Origin of the sequence: Nostoc sp. GT001 (assembly GCF_030382115.1) — a bacterium.
Taxonomy (GTDB): Bacteria; Cyanobacteriota; Cyanobacteriia; order Cyanobacteriales; family Nostocaceae; genus Nostoc.
In genome coordinates this window covers 2,019,067-2,035,403 of the sequence record NZ_JAUDRJ010000003.1, presented here as the reverse complement: position 1 = coordinate 2,035,403, position 16,337 = coordinate 2,019,067, and the positions used below count along the sequence as shown (strand labels likewise).

Sequence of the window (16,337 nt, the reverse complement as noted above, 5' to 3'; positions counted from 1 at the left end):
GCGGTATTTCAGGATTTGACTTTACCCGTTCCTGTTCGGGCGACTGTAGTCAAAAGTTCTGAGTACCAATAAAAGTATTTCCCTGAAAGACGTTTTTAATAGATTCAGCTAACTTCGCATTATTGATCGCACCTGCTGGTTGTGAGTTGAGGTCATTTGCTAAAGCCTGAACCTTGGCTGCTTGTGGGTCAACGTTTACAGCTGCTTCTACTTCCCGTACTGATTGAGCAATTTCGGTATCTGTATCGGCTGCGGCTTTCAATTCCAACACAGCTTGACCATAATCTAACGCCTGCTGTGTATTTTCCTGTGACGTATTGGCTAAAAAGGGCAGCTTATTTTTCTGGCGTAGCTTTGCGATTAACTCGTTACTTTTTTCTAATGCTGCTTCTCCCAGCTTTTCGCCTGTTTTTTCTAAAGCCTTAGTTAAAACTATAGTAGCGATCGCAGTTCCTACGGCTGTTAAGGTCACTGGTTCCATAAGTTAAGAATAATATTACGAGATTATACTTATTTTTCTGAGCATAACAGTTTCTCAACAGAGAAAAAAGCACATATTATAACGGTTTGCGGTTGAATGGAATACAGACCTAACCCCTAACCCCTTCCCTACATTCGCGCAGCGTGTCGAAGACAGGGAAGGGGAATAAAACTCAAAGCCTCTCTCCTGGTAGGCTACGCACATCTACTGTATAAGTCCCCTCGCTGGGCTGTTGATTTAAGTATGTATACAGTGATTGAGTTTTTCCCACAAGGCGACGGTCAATGCGCGCTCTGACCAGCATATGATTGTCGTGATTTGGGACTGTGGCAAATTCCTCATACATATCGCTTTCGCGGTCGGCGATGTGAGTCAAAAATAAATGAGGCTAAAACCCTTTTATCTCCTGACTTCTACTTTCTCCCACGGGGAGACGCTAAAAGCGATCTGCTTACTGCCTCATTCCAACAACAAATATTTATGCCGACCTACTGATTAAGCCGTAAAAAAATAATACAGAATAATCTTTTTTGAGATATTTTATGTTTTTCTTTCCTAAGGATTACTACTAGCGATCGCTACATTAATAATGTTGTACCGAAAGCCAATAAACAATTTGCAAAAATTCATTCAAAAACAAAGTTATCTGCATATAGGAGTTTTTTTCGCAACTCTCTTGAGCATCATATTGTTCAGTTGGGTAGCACTCTCGCAGCAACCAGTTACCCTCAATCTGTTAATGACTGCTCCTGATGCCCAACCTTGGAGGCAGGGTTTAATTAGAGACTTCGAGGCTGAGAACCCTGGTATTCGCATTAACCTAGTTGAAGGGCCGAATGCCACAAATTTGCTCGAAGACTTGTATACCTCATCTTTTATCTTAGGTGAATCCCCTTATGACCTGATTAATATGGATGTGATCTGGACATCCAAGTTTGCTGCTGCTGGATGGTTGCTACCTTTAGGCGATCGCATTTCTAAAGAGGAGTTGGCAGCATTTTCACCCCAGGATGTAGAAGGGGGACGTTATCAAAACCAGCTGTACCGCATTCCAGTGCGTTCCGACGTGGGAATGCTCTACTACCGAGAAGATTTAATCAAACAAGCGGGATTGAAACCACCAGAAACCTTTGATGATTTGATTAGAATTTCCCAAGTTTTGCAGAAGAAAAAGCAGGTGAATTGGGGCTATGTTTGGCAAGGTCGCCAATATGAAGGACTTGTGGCGATGTTTGCAGAAATCCTCGATGGCTTTGGTGGCTTCTGGGTTAAACCCGACACCCTCGAAGTTGGACTAGATCGACCAGAAACATTACAAGCCATTGAGTTTCTACGTAGTACCATCAGCGAAGGCGTTTCTCCTCCTGGAGTCACAACCTATCAAGAAGAAGACACCCGGCGCTTGTTTCAAAGTGGTCAAGTAGCGTTTTTACGTAGTTGGCCCTATGCGTGGCCTTTAGCACAGGCAGAAAATTCGCCAATTCGGGGCAAAATAGCGATTAAACCGATGGTTCATGCTCCTGGTAAGACGGGAGCGGCTTGTCTAGGTGGCTGGGGTTTAGGGATTGCGAAATCTTCTCAACATCCTGAAGAAGCTTGGAAAGCAATAAAGTATTTTACTAGTCGGGAAGCACAACGCCGATTCATTTTCAGTGCAGGTTATGTACCAAGTCGCCGGGAACTGTTTACAGATCCAGGGATTGTTGCTAAATACCCCCACTATCCGCAGTTATTGCAGGTCGTGGACAATGCAGTTTTACGCCCACCGATCGCGCAATATGCTCAGACATCAGATATTTTACAGCGTTATCTCAGCGCCGCATTATCCGGTCGAATGAATCCTGAACGAGCAATGCAAGCTGCTGCTGCGGAAACACGCCGACTGCTGGCGGCAGGGGGCAGGAGGCAGGGGGGCAGGGAGCAGGGGGAGAATAACTAATGACAAATGACAAATGACAAATTTACATACACTTAGAAATCGAGAACAACAGACAGCCTGGATTTTATTAACACCCGCATTGCTGCTGTTGTTGTTTGTATTTGCCTACCCGATTTTACGAGCATTTTGGTTAAGCGTATTTACTAGAAATTTGGGAACAGAGTTACAACCTGTATTCTCTGGTTTAGAGAATTATGTGCGGATGGCGGGGGATGGTCGTTTTTGGCAGAGTTTGTGGGCGACAACCGTATTCACAACAGCATCGGTCATCTCAGAATTACTGCTAGGACTGGGGATTGCCCTTGTTCTCAATCAGGCGTTTGTTGGGCGAGGCATAGTGCGTACAACTGCCATTATCCCTTGGGCTTTGCCTACTTCTCTAATTGGTCTGGCGTGGTCTTGGATTTTTAACGACCAGTTTGGGGTTGTGAACGATATTCTGCTGCGCTTAGGGCTGATTAAGACTGGAATTAATTGGTTAGGAGAGCCAACGCTGGCGATGATCGCACTGGTTTTTGCTGATGTTTGGAAAACTACACCGTTTATCAGTATCCTATTGCTAGCTGGGTTGCAGTCGATATCACAAGACCTCTATGAAGCTTACTCGGTTGATGGGGCAACTGCTTGGCAAAGTTTCCGTAATATTACCCTGCCATTGCTGCTGCCGCAGATATTAATTGCAGTGCTATTTCGGTTTGCTCAAGCTTTCGGAATTTTTGACTTGGTTGCTGTGATGACCGGGGGCGGCCCTGGTGGCGCTACGGAAGTGGTGTCATTGTACATTTACTCTACGGTGATGCGCTACTTAGATTTTGGTTATGGAGCAGCCCTGGTAGTAGTGACATTCTTAATATTAATTGCGGCGGTGGCGATCGCTAGTTTCTTACTTAACAAATACCGTGCCAAAACATCAGGAGCCATTTAGCTTATGAGTGTAACTCCCCAAACAGTTTCAACGACTCCAAAACGAACAGGGGGAACCAAGTTTTCTCTGAAAAAAATCTTGCTGTTTATCATAGTTGTATTAATAGTGCTATTTAGCCTAGCACCAGCCCTATGGCAATTGCTGACCTCGTTTAAAGTGAATGAGGATATTGCCGCCGTTCCTACTGTCTATTTCCCCACACGATTCACTTTCAATCACTACATTGAGTTATTCACCCGTCGGCCATTTTGGCGCTACATCTTCAACAGCGCTTTTGTGTCGATTACTTCTACCGCTGTAGCTTTAGCGATCGGCGCACCTGCGGCTTATGCCCTGGCACGGTTACACCCTTGGGGTGAAAAAGTTATCCTCGCCAGTATTTTAATTGTTACCTTATTTCCTGGAATTCTCTTGTTCTTAGGACTATTAGAAATTATCCAAGCGCTGAAATTGGGCAATAATTATCTTGCGCTGATTATACCCTATACTGCGATCAATTTGCCGCTAACAATTTTAGTACTTAAAAGCTTTTTTGAACAATTACCAAAAGACTTGGAAGATTCTGCTAGGGTCGATGGCTACAACACTTTTCAACTACTGTGGCAAATCGTGCTACCCATGACCCTTCCCGCCTTAGTTACTACTGGAATCCTCACTTTTATTTTTGCTTGGAACGAGTTTATTTTTGCTCTCACGTTTATGACTCGTGAAGAGTTGAAGACAATTCCCGTTGCTGCGGCTCAGTTGGGTGGTGCGACAATATATGAAATTCCCTATGGCTCGATCGCTGCTGCAACTGTCATCGGGACATTACCCCTGATTTTACTAGTTTTGTTTTTCCAGCGCCGGATTGTCCAAGGTCTTACCGCTGGTGCTGTCAAGGGATAGGGGAAGCAGCACTTCGGCTACGCTCAGTGACCGAGGAGCAGGGGAAGCAGCACTTCGGCTACGCTCAGTGACCGAGGAGCAGGGGAAGCAGAGAGGAGAATAATAATTTCTGACCAATACTTCTCTACGAGAGGCTGCACTTCGACTAAGCTCAGTGACCACGTTAACGGCTTCGCTCAGTACAAGCGACAAATGACGAATGACAAATGAAAAATGACAAATGAAAAATGAAAAATGGCTAAACTCGAACTTAAAAACTTGAATAAAACCTACAGTCCTAAAGTCGTCCCTGTTAAAGACGTTAGCTTAACTGTAGATAACCATGAGTTTCTCACTTTACTTGGACCTTCTGGCTGTGGCAAATCCACCGTCCTACGCATGATTGCGGGTCTTGAAGAACCGACTCGCGGTCAGATCCAGATTGGGGATGTAGATGTCACCTATAAACGAGCAGCCGATCGCAATATTGCAATGGTGTTTCAAAGTTATGCACTCTATCCCCACATGACGGTGTACGAAAACCTCGCTTCTGGACTGAAGCTGAAAAAAGTACCACCGACAGAAATTAAACAGCGAGTGGCAGAAGTGGCAGAAGTTTTAGGATTAGCAGAGTTAATGAACCGTAAGCCTGGTCAGATGTCTGGAGGTCAACGGCAACGGGTTGCTGTCGGTCGTGCTTTGGTGCGTAATGCCGATGTCTACCTGCTGGATGAACCTTTAAGTAACCTGGATGCACTATTGCGGGAAAGAGTCCGAGCCGATATCAAGCAAATTTTTGCCGCCCAAAAAGTGCCAGTTGTCTACGTTACCCACGACCAAACTGAAGCGATGACGCTCTCTACGAAAGTTGCATTGCTCAACGATGGCTATGTCCAGCAACTCGACCCGCCTGACCGCATCTATAACCATCCCGCTAATCTATTTGTGGCTGGATTTGTTGGTAGTCCGCAAATGAATTTGTTGACTTTACCTTGTAAGGGACAATACGCAATCTTGGGTAATTTCCAAATACTTCTCCCAAATATACCAACTGTACCACCGCAGATTGTTCTGGGAATCCGCCCAGAAAATGTCCGCATTGCTCAACCAGGTGATACCCAGACTATTCAAGGGCGAGTGTTTTTAGTAGAAAATTTGGGTATGCACTATTTGGTTAGTGTCAGGGTTGAGGGTTCACAAACTGGAGCAATTACGGTACGTGCTTTGTTGCCAACAGACCAAAATTGGAGTAATGAGGATATTACATTAGCATTGCCCCCTGAAGATATTCACTGGTTTGATGTGCAATCTGGCCATGCTCTTGTTAAGAGACAAATGTTAAGTTAACGCAAGCAAGAGATGCGATGAATCGCCGTCTCTACAATACAGGTCAAATGACTTCTCCAAAAAATGTTATTTTTTGGCCTCTGCCAATCCCAAAAATAAACCTCGTGCTACGCGAGGTTCTACGAGGTGTTATTTACGGATGTGGAGGCAATGGTCGATTGATTGCGTGTGATGCGCTTAGGATTAGATTTGAACCTTTGTCACTAGTTCCATAACGACAGACAAAATCTTTAAAACCTTTTGCCTTCTGCATTAAAGCGCGTAACCTTTCATCATCACCAAAAGTTGCCGATAACTCTATCTCTTCGTACTCTTTTTCGGTGAAGGTATTGTTAAGCACATTTATTATATCTGGGACAGCAAAACAACTGAAACCTACCGCCAACACCAACTACAGTTCTTCCTCCGTTGGGACCAACGTCTACCCGTTTATCGGAACTGTTAGCTATATCAACTTTTATAGTAACTGTATAAGGACAGTTATTAGTTATAACAGTTCCACCACTAATATATTCTGCTGAAACACATCCTGGCAAAGGCGCTCGCTGATTTGATGAACATTCATCAGCTAAAGCAGGTGCAATAAATAAAATTTCTAAACATATTACACGGATAGTTAAATTGGAGTATTTTTTCAAAAAATTCATAAAACTTTCCTCCTTGAAAAAACCAAATGACTAGCGATATCTAAACATTCTCCAGCTATTAAAAATGAGGTACGAATTGAGTGTACCTGTGATTGCCTCTAACGCCTATATATCACGAATTTAGTAAGGGCAGGATTAACTGTCAAGGAAAATTGATGATCTGATAGAATGTTTATTGCTTGATATTACAATCTTACTTATTTTTTTGAAATACTCCTTTCGGTATACTTATTTTTTTGTGGTAATTAAACAGCGATCGCACCCAAGATTTTTAATATTTACCGTAAATCCAACATCTTTTTTAACAAAAGAATGAAAGGTTATAAAGTAGATAAAGCAGTAGTTTTAGCGATATAAAGTAAGGATTAAGGGAGTGAGATCGGCGTAAAAGCAATATTATTTAATCAAAATATTGAAGATAAGTAACTAATCTTTATCAAGAGTGAAGCTGGTAAGAAAAATAATTCCCGAATCTGAATTATTAGATGTCGTAAGTGTTAGCGGAGGTTTGCTAGACGTTCTAAAAGTTACCAGACTTATCACTCGCAAAGCAGTAGATATCACTAAAGAACTAAAACTACTTACCAATCTATAAATCAACCATGATGTGGATTATGATATTTGGTCGTTTCAGGCGCTTCGCATAACCCTGATTACTCTGAACTAGAGGAATTACATCAGAAGGTAGAGAAGTTTAACTCATGAATTGATCTGTCTTAAACAAGGCAAACACTAACACCTGTTGCCTGAATACTTCTGACATAACCCTCTTGTCCTCACCAAGGTTGATTTGCGCTACCCTAAGTCAGGAAGCCAAGGATAAATCAGATGAGAAAATGGATTTGGCTGATGCTGTTGGTGCTGATGACGGTTGCCGTGTTGGGTAGCAGAGGTAGCACGTTTTTTGAACAGCGTCCCTCACCGACAATTGTTGAGCGGATTCCAGTGAAAACACTCGAATCACAGCCAAAGTCAAGGGAAGTTGACATTACCCCGCAAGTGTCTACTGACAAGCTGTTAAACCATATCCAAAAGTTGAATTTTCAGCGCTACACCCCAAAAGAGCGATCGCTTACTCGCATTTATATTACAGCTGAACTGAAAAAAGCTGGCTGGAAACCTAAATTAGAAAAGTTCTCTGACGGTGTGAATATTTTTGCCGAACGTCCAGGAACTAATAAAGCCGCGAAAGCAATTCTTGTAGCAGCGCATTACGACACTGTTGCCTCTTCCCCTGGTGCTGATGATAATGCTAGTGGTGTAGCTGTAGTGCTGGAAGTCGCCCGGTTACTCGGTTCTCGTCCTACGCCACGGACGTTACAGCTAGCTTTTTTTGACCAAGAGGAAGCAGGACTTTTGGGTAGTCAGGCTTTTGTGAGTAAGACAGCACGCCTGCAAAATTTAGGCGGAGCGATCGTTATGGATATGGTAGGTTACGCTTGTTACACTTCTGGATGCCAGAAATACCCTGCTGGATTGCCTGTTACGCCACCTAGTGACAAGGGCGATTTTTTAGTGGTAGTTGGTGATACAGAACATTTGTCTTTGTTGAATGCCTTTCAAAACTCACAAAACATCCCCTCAACCGCCCTGAATAAAGAAGAATCAATGCCAGCAGTTCTAACACTACCAATTCCTTTTAAAGGTTTACTGACACCAGATACCCTACGCAGCGACCATGCACCGTTTTGGTATCAAGGTGTGGGTGCTGTGCTAGTGACAGATACCGCAAATTTACGTACTCCGCACTATCATGAACCTAGCGATGTACCAGCGACTATCGAGCGATCGTTCTTCACTGGAGCAGCACAAATTGTAGTTAATGCGACTAGTACCTTATTAGAAAAAGACCAGGTTTTGGAAACTCAACCACTAAGCTAATTGATAAATTATCAAACAGAATTCAGGAGTCAGGAGTCAGAATTCAGAATGAATTTTGTACGACTCGCTAACGCTACGCTATCAGTCGCGGGTTTGAATCCCCGACTGATTTATTCTGACTTCTGAATTCTGACTTCTGAATTCTTCTTCAAGAATTATTTTGACTAGCTTTTGGTTCAGGGAAAGTCAACGTCCAATTATTTTTATCATTCACCTGAGAATATAAACCTTGAAGAATGAGCCGCAGAGTTTTTCGAGTTCTAATCGGCTTCTTTACCAGATAAGTTCCTGGTTCAGCAAAGATATCATCAAAGTTTTGTTTATGACCAAATTGTTTTGAACAGTAACTACCAGCACCTTGGACTGTTAACACAAAAAATGGAGCTTGTTTGTATTCATCAGGAATCATAAATATTCCATATACATGGTGACGACCACGCCACGGCTGAACAATAACCTTAGTAGCATGTACTTGAAATTTTGTAGTTTTTGATGCGATAAAAGCCTCGAAATTGCAATCAGAATCATTCACAGCNCACCACAGTGTAATAATACTCAGAGAGAGCAGAAAAATTAAAATATATGGGAGTCTGCGACGCATAAAGCCAAGAAAAATTGTTGATGCGGCTGGTAGAATTTGATGAGTAACGATCTTGCAGCTACAGCAATCAGACTATTCACCTGCAACACCTCTGCAAAACGTTTTAAAGAGCAAAGACAAAACATTAAGCAGTTGGTTAAATTTCCCTGTCAAATAAAATTGCAGATTGTAGATGCGTTCTCCTGTTCTAGTAGCTCGTTACAGTATTAAACCTAGCNNNGAAACAATCGAGCTTTTGTGGCTGTTAACACTGATTGATGCTCAAATTTTGAATTGTGATGAATTCTACAATTCGTTACTTTTGTATGCTTGTAATATGGCTTTGTTTGCATTAGCAGATGCTTTGAGGAGATTAGACCATAGTCGTAGTCCGTACTTCTCTACAAGGCGCGACGCGTAACTTGCTTCTAAGTTCGTGGTGCCGTAGGCAAGTGGTACGACAGAGCTATGTGACCGTCGTAGACATTGCCATCAAGTTAAGAAAAAATTTACTTTTATTTCTAGACAATTATTGGGGTAGTCAAATACACAAATATCCGTTATATTCCCGTAAGTAACAATTGGTATAAAAGTTTATGGGAAAAAGTTGGAGAAGTCTTAAGACAGTTGCAGGTTTTTTTAGCGCCATCGCACTTACACAGTTCGGGACAAATACTTCGGCCATTGCAGCTGACACAGTTGTTATGCGTTTCGGTTTATTTACAGAATCCATCTCTGTTACTGAGTTGCAAAAGGCTGTAAAAACAGGGGAATTGCCTGGGAGTTTACAGTCTTTATCTGAAGAACAACGCCGCTTCTTCTTGGGGGCGCTGGGCATGAATATACCTATGAATGTTGTCACACTTGATAGGTTAATTAATACGCAGATTGGTACAACTATTCTCAGTGACTTCGCTACAGCCTTAGCCCGAAAAGACAAAGCTGGGGTACAAGCACTGAGGGCAGGATTGGTATTAGGTTCTACTGCACCGCAAGGTCTTTCTATACTGAGTTTTATTGCTGCTTATCCCAGTAAACGCTTAGAAATTGATTTGCCAAAGGCTTTCGCTGTTGCAGGGAATTTAAATACAGCTTTTTGGCGTACCCAGCAATTCATGTTAGCGATCGCTCCCCAACTCGACCCCATAACAGCACATCCGAGAACACCGCAGATTGCTTTCCCTTTTGATCCCAGCCAACCAGGAAGCGCCCAAGTAAAAATACTCAACTTAAATCTGAACGATCAAAAGCGCGACCGCAAAATTCCAGTTGATATTTACTGGTCAACTGCTGCAACTCCCGACAAACCCGTAATTGTCTTTTCTCACGGTTTCGCGTCAGTCCGCACGGACTTGCGTTACTTAGCAGAACATTTAGCATCCCACGGTTATGTAGTAGCAGCTTTAGAACATCCCGGTAGTAATGCGGCAAATATTGATTTAGCATTACAAGGCAAAACCAGAGTTATGAAGCCTCAAGAGTTTTTAAATCGCCCTCAAGATATTAGTTTTGTCCTCGACGAATTAGCAAAACTCAACCAAACAGCTAATCATCCCCTGCAAGGGAAACTTGCAACTACAAACGCGATGGTTGTTGGCTATTCTTTTGGTGGTGGTACAGCTTTAGCGCTTGCTGGAGCCGAGTTACAACTAGAACGTCTCAAACAACGCTGTAAAAAGAACCTGACTATCTTGAGTTTGGGAGAAAATATGCAGTGCATCGCTCAAGAACTACCAGAAAATAGCTATCAACTACGAGATCCCAGAATCAAACAAGCGATCGCTTTCAATCCGACAACTTCTCTGATTTTTGGCGAAACTGGGTTAACTAAAATACAAGTTCCTACCATCGTGTTAGCAGGTTCCGCCGATAAAACCACCCCAGCTTTAACTGAACAAATTGTCGGATTTGAAAAAATCCCATCCCCAAAATCGCTAGTTGGTATAATTGGGGGTACTCATCTCAGTGTCAAAGACCCCAGCACCACATTAGATCAGATCGGACAACCAAATACACCGATTAGTGGCGGTGAAGTTGTCGGTGAACAAGCAGCAGATGTTCGCAAGTACGTTAAAGCTCTAACCTTGGCCTTTGCTTTCCAGATGACTCCAGAAGCTAAAAACTATGCTATCTTCCTGACACCAGACTATGCTCAGTTTGCTTCAACTGCCGCATTTCCATTCCGTCTAATTACGCAGATTCCGCCTGATGCTATGGCAGTGGTGAAAGAATTTGTTGAGAAATAAGAGACTTCCAATTAAACAAATATAGGACTTACGTATCATACATATTGACTATACTAATTTTGGGCTTTGGAGCCATGTCTAACACCCAAAACAGTAAATATGCAGCAAAATCGGGGTTGCAATCAGCACCTAAAATATAAATTTGACTCAATGCATATTATGGGTAATTGGTATAGTACTGTAAGTCCTAAAATATTTAATTTTGTGAGTAGCTTACTTAAGAATAGGGATATAAACGGTAGAAGTCGCCGCTGATTCTGCCTTCCCCTTTGATTTTTATTTTTAAACCAAATATGCTGTGATTAATATACAGCTTATATAATTAGCCTTATACCAATTCTATGTAAACTTTTTACTTACTACAAGTATATTACCTTGATAGTAACCCTAAACTTGCTGTTGAATCTACACCAAATTTTTACAGTAAAAATAACTATTTACACATAAAATTTATAATGTGTTCATAAAAATAACAGAAGCTTAAGAGTGTAAAAAACTAGGAGCAGATGCCGAATAATGATGATACATACGTATACTATAGAAATCGTAAATTGTTTTTGAAAAAATCTGTCAAGCAATTGTAGGGTGTGTTAACAAAGCGTAGCACGCCCTACACGTGTTTCAAGATTCAAATATTACTTCTGAAGCTAACATATTACAAACTAATTTCAAAACAAATGAAAACAAGTTATTTGATGCGAAATATGTTTGTGTATGTATTGAGGTAACTTATTTTAAGTTCACGAAACCAAATGGGAGATCGTTGTTATCTTCTGCAAGCCACAGATAAACCAAAAATCAACAACAAAGGGCTTGTTTTATTTACTTAAATAATTAGTTTTGCAATATATCTGTAGGTAAAACTAATTTGGGATTCAGAATTAAACAATTATTTCATTTCACTCAAGCCTATGCAACTCTATACAACTCGTGAAATTGAACAACTCCAGCAACATGAAGACCTTTCTGCCTTAATTGAAATTATGGAGTGGGTGAAAAATTTTTTAGGAAGGTCTCATCCTAACTTAGGTAGACCCGGCGCAGTTTGCCCCTTTGTACCTTACTCTCTCAAATCAAATAGTATTCGTCTAGCAGTTATTCATACAAAAGATTTGTATCCAGAACAATTAGAAGAGATTGTTGGACGGTATCGAGATATATTTCTGCAAATAGATGCTAAAGAGCAGACATTAGCAATGAATAAAGCTTTTTTACTTATTTTTCCTGACATCCATATAGAAGACGCTTCTAAAGTAATAGATAGTGTCCAACAAAAACTTAAACCTTTGTTTGTTGAGTCAGGACTGATGATCGGAGAATTTCATAAACGTAATGACTGTCCTGGTCTACACAACCCAAAATTCCGTCCACTTCGTAGCCCTATCCCCTTGTTGGCTATCCGGTTCATGGTTGAAGCTGACCTCCCCTTTCTTCAGAATCCGGCCGACCCACACTTACGTATTCGGTATTTAGAAGCTTATTTAAAGAATTTTGAGCATAAATTTACAGATGAAACAAAGTTTAAAAATGCTCATCTAGCATTGGCTTTAGCAAAAGAACAAATTAAACAAGAAAATTTGGTGAGTTCTTATATATAACAAATGTTTGAATTCAGTGCTAGTGATTGAACATAGGTATGGAGTATTAACAGTCTTGTCAATTCACTGCACCTTTAAATAAGTGGGATAAAAATGACGAATTTACTGCTAGTTGCAATTGCTCAGTGCAGATAGCATCAAATCGTCATCAGGATATAAATTATCGTACTATAGTAGAAGCGATCGCTAATTATCAATTAGTCAATATCAATACTTCAACAACTTCACTCTAATTTGTAATAATTACACACATATTTTTGTGAAAAGATTTAAGATTGCTAGATTATTTGTGATATAAAAAAGCAAATAATTTGGTAAATAAAATGGCGAAAGAAATAGAGCGGAAATATTTAGTGAGAGGAGATAGCTGGAGAGGATTAGCTGAAGGTAGTGTATATCGTCAAGGATACATTGCTACACAAGACAAAGCAACTGTACGTATACGTATAGTAGGGGAAAAAAGTTATTTGACTATTAAAGGCCCCAATATTAAATATTCGAGATTAGAGTTTGAATATCCTATTCCTGTTAAAGATGCTCAAGAAATACTTGAGACATTATGTCAACGTCCCTTTATAGAAAAAACCAGATATAAAATAGAGTCTGGTGGTTTGATTTGGGAAATAGATGAGTTTGATGGTGTTAATAAAGGACTGATATTAGCAGAAGTTGAACTCACTGATGAAAATCAGCAATTTGAATTACCAACCTGGATTGGACAAGAAGTTTCTGATGACTCCAGATACTTTAACAGCAATTTAGTAAAATACCCATTTTCACAATGGTAATAGCCTGATTCTGACTCCTGTTAGCGGTAGCGGGGCGTTTAGCCCATTCTGAATTCTGAATTCTGACTTCTTCTTCAACAAATATTGATTTTAACTGCTTCTTGACAACAGGATGCTTATTTAGTTGCGTAATTGATTCCTTGGGAGTTTCATTAGGAAATACCGTATCTACGGACGTGTAATTACTTGGTTAGCAAATCAAGAAAGTATAAAAACTCTAGTATATTTTCGCCTATCAATTCAGCATTAGCCCCAATAGGATGTAGCGGAATACATATCACTCGCCAGATTAACAGGTGCGTTCTTAGCTAAATGACAATTAAGAAACCTTTGCTAATCAAGCAACCGGAAGTTAGAAAGTTCATCCGTGAACTTTGTGGCACAACTAGTCTTACCCAAGAACAGTTTGCAGCATCTTTAGGTATAACTTATTCGACGGTAAACCGTTGGGAGAAAGGACATGCCAAACCTTCATCTCTAGCTATGCAAAAGATTGAGGGAATGTTAAAGGATATGGGTGAACTGGGGCAGAAAGTGTCGGTGAAGTATTTGTCGAATTAGAAAGCAGCCAGAGAGGCAAATTAATTGAAGTTACTTTCCCTCAATTAACAGGTTATCGCTACGACATAACCACAAACAACTCAATTCTAATTTTACCGATGTTTGCAGATATGCATATTTTGCGGATTACTCAACCTTTGAGTTTGAGTTTACCGTAGCCGATATTTTCTGCACTTTTGAAGACGAGTTTAGCTTAAAAACGCGCAAAAACTTCCAAAATTCTTTTCTTAATTGAGCGCCAATATTTTTCAGTCAACTTCATTTGGACTGTACAATGTTTGATTATTCTACCCCCGCTTTAGCTACATATCTTAATATTTCTTCGCCAAGAGCAGCTTGCACTAACGGCAGCAAAGTTGCGGTCATCAATACTGAAGGTGTATGGGAAGTAGAAAGTAATGGGACGAAAAAACTAATCCCAAACTCTAATTACGATGCTCGTGACATTGTAGCAATTGATGGCAAAACTTATGTCTTAGCTGTTCCAACGGGATTAGTAAAACTAAAAACTGACGGAACTAGGCAAAAAATAGTTAGCAACACAGCTAATTCAAAAACACGAGTTAAATTTTTGCAAAATTGGATTATTTACCAGTCTGCAAATACTTTATCAATTTATGACAAAAACCTCAACTTTAAAGCCAAACAGAGTTATGGCGTAACTGAGGTCATGGATTTTGAGTATAAAAACGGGTATCTCTACACTAGTGGCTACCAACAACAAAAGAGGTTAGGTATTCCCGTCCAGATAGCTTTTCTTTACCGAATGGTTTTCGACGGAGCAAAAATATTTGCTTTGGCAAATTTAGCAGGAAATAACCAAGGCAAGCTTTGGGGCTACAATTCTGCCGATCTTGCTCACGACATGGCAGACACAAGACTTAACCGATTACAAATTTTTGAAGACAAGCTTTATGTCCTCGGTTCAGTTTATGGGGGTAACTCAATCTACAGGTGGAATGGCAAAGACTTATTAACAAAGACTTTGATCACCACAGACACTTATACCAATGCTGCACAGACTCGTGACGAAACAAAAGTATATATAGGAACTGTTAATCTGACTAATTTTACTGTCGAGCGTGGACAGTTAAGTGTTCCAAGAAGGCCTACAACTGCGGGGATGGGAGACGGTGCTAGCAATTTCCCTAAAACTATTTACTCAAATGGCAATACAATTTTTGTGGGTTCCTCTGCTGCTTATGCGATCGCCAATAGAGATAATCAAACCTTCATGGGTAAACGTATCTCGGCTTACCGCGGAGATGCATCTCTTTTAGTTGTCTCCAAAAACCTAATGACTCGCCACGCTTGGGTAACACCGGGAAATGGTGAAGTATTGCTATTTACTGATAAGTTTGCAGTAATCAAAACAGATAATAAAAGAAATGACTTGGCTACAAATGTAGGAACTGCCCAAACATTACCAACAAATACTTATTTCGTTAAGTTTTAATTGAGCAACGAGATTGTAGATAATCCCGTTGCTCAATTCTTTTGTGCAGAAAACTATAAGCAAGATTAATGATGAGTTTTGTTCGCGTAAACTATACGCGAACACTTTTTTGTCCAAAGTCTAATACGTACTTTACATAATTATAATATGCATAGCAGGCTTGTTAAGCTAAAAGTTTTGCCCTGTCTTATCTAACTCCTGTTCGACGCAGAACTTGTTATTTTAGCCATTGAGGACAAGTATAGTTCTTCTCCTTTACTTTTTGGAGAAATTTTTCACCACAGACTGCATTTTATTAAAGAGTAATATCAATAAATTTTAATAGCCTCTTGTTTTTTAGGGCAATCTATGCAAATCTCATAAATACATAATACTATAAATTGGTAAATATACCGTAGTTTATCAGAAAATTAGGTGGGTTAGCCAATAAACTCAAAATTTAGTGCCAAGTAAACTTTTTAGGAGATGTAATCGTGAGTGCATATCAATCTGAGTCAGGCAATAGTTCGACTTCGCAACTGAATTTAGAGACTGATGTACTAGTCATAGGTGGTCTGAAGTTGGAGATTTTCTTAACAAGCAGCATTAAGGGCGAATAGCACCTGTATTTTAAAGATAGCGAAAGAATGAAGAATGACAATTTTGTTACTTTGTCTTTCCTAAATTAGGAGTTACTAAACTTAAAATTGAAGATTCGTGGAGGTAAAATCATGTTTTCTGGAAAAATTGAAAAAGAATTATTTGGTGAAGAAATTTGGTCAATTTGGCAAACAACTAAATTACCAGATCATCTACAGTTATTAGTGGATCAAGAACTGGGAAAACGCGATATCTGGGAATTGCAGTCTCAAAAACCTGACAATCGATCTATTTATCCAAATCTCTATGATGACTCTAGTCATTCAACAAATATTTAACAAAAGAGGCAGTTCTTGCGTAGGGCAGGATAGCGTAGCGGTAGCGAGTCCGCGAGCGTCGGCTGGAGAAATACTACCCTACTCAAGAACTACTGTGATACCTA

Annotated in this window: 15 protein-coding genes; 11 read left to right on the top strand and 4 right to left on the bottom strand. The window is 40.4% G+C overall.

Annotation, left to right across the window (positions count from 1 at the left end):
- Window positions 1-49 precede the first annotated feature (49 nt).
- Together QUD05_RS11500 and QUD05_RS11495 are read right to left on the bottom strand one after the other, a co-directional pair.
- Window positions 50-481: a hypothetical protein gene (locus QUD05_RS11500; protein ID WP_289796162.1), complete on the bottom strand. Its 432-nt coding sequence runs from the start codon at window positions 479-481 to the stop codon at window positions 50-52.
- 172 nt (window positions 482-653) lie between these two features.
- Window positions 654-857 (bottom strand): hypothetical protein, encoded by a 204-nt coding sequence (locus QUD05_RS11495; RefSeq protein WP_289796161.1) that lies wholly within the window; start codon window positions 855-857, stop codon window positions 654-656.
- Between the two features lie 213 nt (window positions 858-1,070).
- On the opposite strand from QUD05_RS11495, the gene QUD05_RS11490 reads away from it, so the two are divergent.
- The 4 genes from QUD05_RS11490 (at window position 1,071) to QUD05_RS11475 (ending at window position 5,559) form a co-directional block, all read left to right on the top strand.
- Window positions 1,071-2,420: an ABC transporter substrate-binding protein gene (locus QUD05_RS11490; RefSeq protein WP_289796160.1), complete on the top strand. Its 1,350-nt coding sequence runs from the start codon at window positions 1,071-1,073 to the stop codon at window positions 2,418-2,420.
- A gap of 13 nt (window positions 2,421-2,433) precedes the next feature.
- Window positions 2,434-3,345 carry a carbohydrate ABC transporter permease gene (locus QUD05_RS11485; RefSeq protein WP_289796159.1) on the top strand — a complete coding sequence of 304 codons (912 nt, stop codon included), beginning with the start codon at window positions 2,434-2,436 and terminating at the stop codon, window positions 3,343-3,345.
- Between the two features lie 3 nt (window positions 3,346-3,348).
- A complete protein-coding gene (locus QUD05_RS11480; protein WP_289796158.1) occupies window positions 3,349-4,233 on the top strand; it encodes a carbohydrate ABC transporter permease in 885 nt (294 codons plus the stop codon).
- A 234-nt stretch (window positions 4,234-4,467) separates the two neighbouring features.
- Window positions 4,468-5,559, top strand: a complete 1,092-nt coding sequence (locus QUD05_RS11475) for an ABC transporter ATP-binding protein (protein WP_289796157.1) — start codon at window positions 4,468-4,470, stop codon at window positions 5,557-5,559.
- A 332-nt stretch (window positions 5,560-5,891) separates the two neighbouring features.
- On the opposite strand, the gene QUD05_RS11470 is transcribed toward QUD05_RS11475, so the two are convergent.
- Window positions 5,892-6,206, bottom strand: a complete 315-nt coding sequence (locus QUD05_RS11470) for a hypothetical protein (RefSeq protein ID WP_289796156.1) — start codon at window positions 6,204-6,206, stop codon at window positions 5,892-5,894.
- Between the two features lie 828 nt (window positions 6,207-7,034).
- On the opposite strand from QUD05_RS11470, the gene QUD05_RS11465 reads away from it, so the two are divergent.
- Window positions 7,035-8,087, top strand: coding sequence for a M28 family peptidase (locus QUD05_RS11465; protein ID WP_289796155.1), 1,053 nt, complete (start codon window positions 7,035-7,037; stop codon window positions 8,085-8,087).
- A gap of 148 nt (window positions 8,088-8,235) precedes the next feature.
- Here the strand turns inward: QUD05_RS11465 and QUD05_RS11460 are convergent, their stop codons facing one another.
- Entirely contained in the window at window positions 8,236-8,688 is a 453-nt protein-coding gene (locus QUD05_RS11460) for a hypothetical protein (RefSeq protein ID WP_289796154.1), read from the bottom strand.
- Between the two features lie 575 nt (window positions 8,689-9,263).
- Between QUD05_RS11460 and QUD05_RS11455 the strand changes: the two genes are divergently transcribed.
- From QUD05_RS11455 to QUD05_RS11430, 6 genes are all read left to right on the top strand, one after another.
- Window positions 9,264-10,913 carry an alpha/beta hydrolase gene (locus tag QUD05_RS11455; protein WP_289796152.1) on the top strand — a complete coding sequence of 550 codons (1,650 nt, stop codon included), beginning with the start codon at window positions 9,264-9,266 and terminating at the stop codon, window positions 10,911-10,913.
- 911 nt (window positions 10,914-11,824) lie between these two features.
- Window positions 11,825-12,511, top strand: a complete 687-nt coding sequence (locus QUD05_RS11450) for a DUF6875 domain-containing protein (RefSeq protein ID WP_289796151.1) — start codon at window positions 11,825-11,827, stop codon at window positions 12,509-12,511.
- Window positions 12,512-12,834: 323 nt separating this feature from the next.
- A complete protein-coding gene (locus tag QUD05_RS11445) occupies window positions 12,835-13,299 on the top strand; it encodes a CYTH domain-containing protein (protein WP_289796150.1) in 465 nt (154 codons plus the stop codon).
- Window positions 13,300-13,611: 312 nt separating this feature from the next.
- On the top strand, window positions 13,612-13,860 hold the full coding sequence (locus QUD05_RS11440) for a helix-turn-helix domain-containing protein (RefSeq protein WP_289796149.1): 249 nt from the start codon (window positions 13,612-13,614) through the stop codon (window positions 13,858-13,860).
- Window positions 13,861-14,134: 274 nt separating this feature from the next.
- Complete coding sequence (locus tag QUD05_RS11435; RefSeq protein ID WP_289796148.1) at window positions 14,135-15,316, top strand: hypothetical protein; 1,182 nt, start codon at window positions 14,135-14,137, stop codon at window positions 15,314-15,316.
- A gap of 710 nt (window positions 15,317-16,026) precedes the next feature.
- Window positions 16,027-16,233, top strand: a complete 207-nt coding sequence (locus QUD05_RS11430; protein WP_289796147.1) for a hypothetical protein — start codon at window positions 16,027-16,029, stop codon at window positions 16,231-16,233.
- Window positions 16,234-16,337 lie beyond the last annotated feature (104 nt).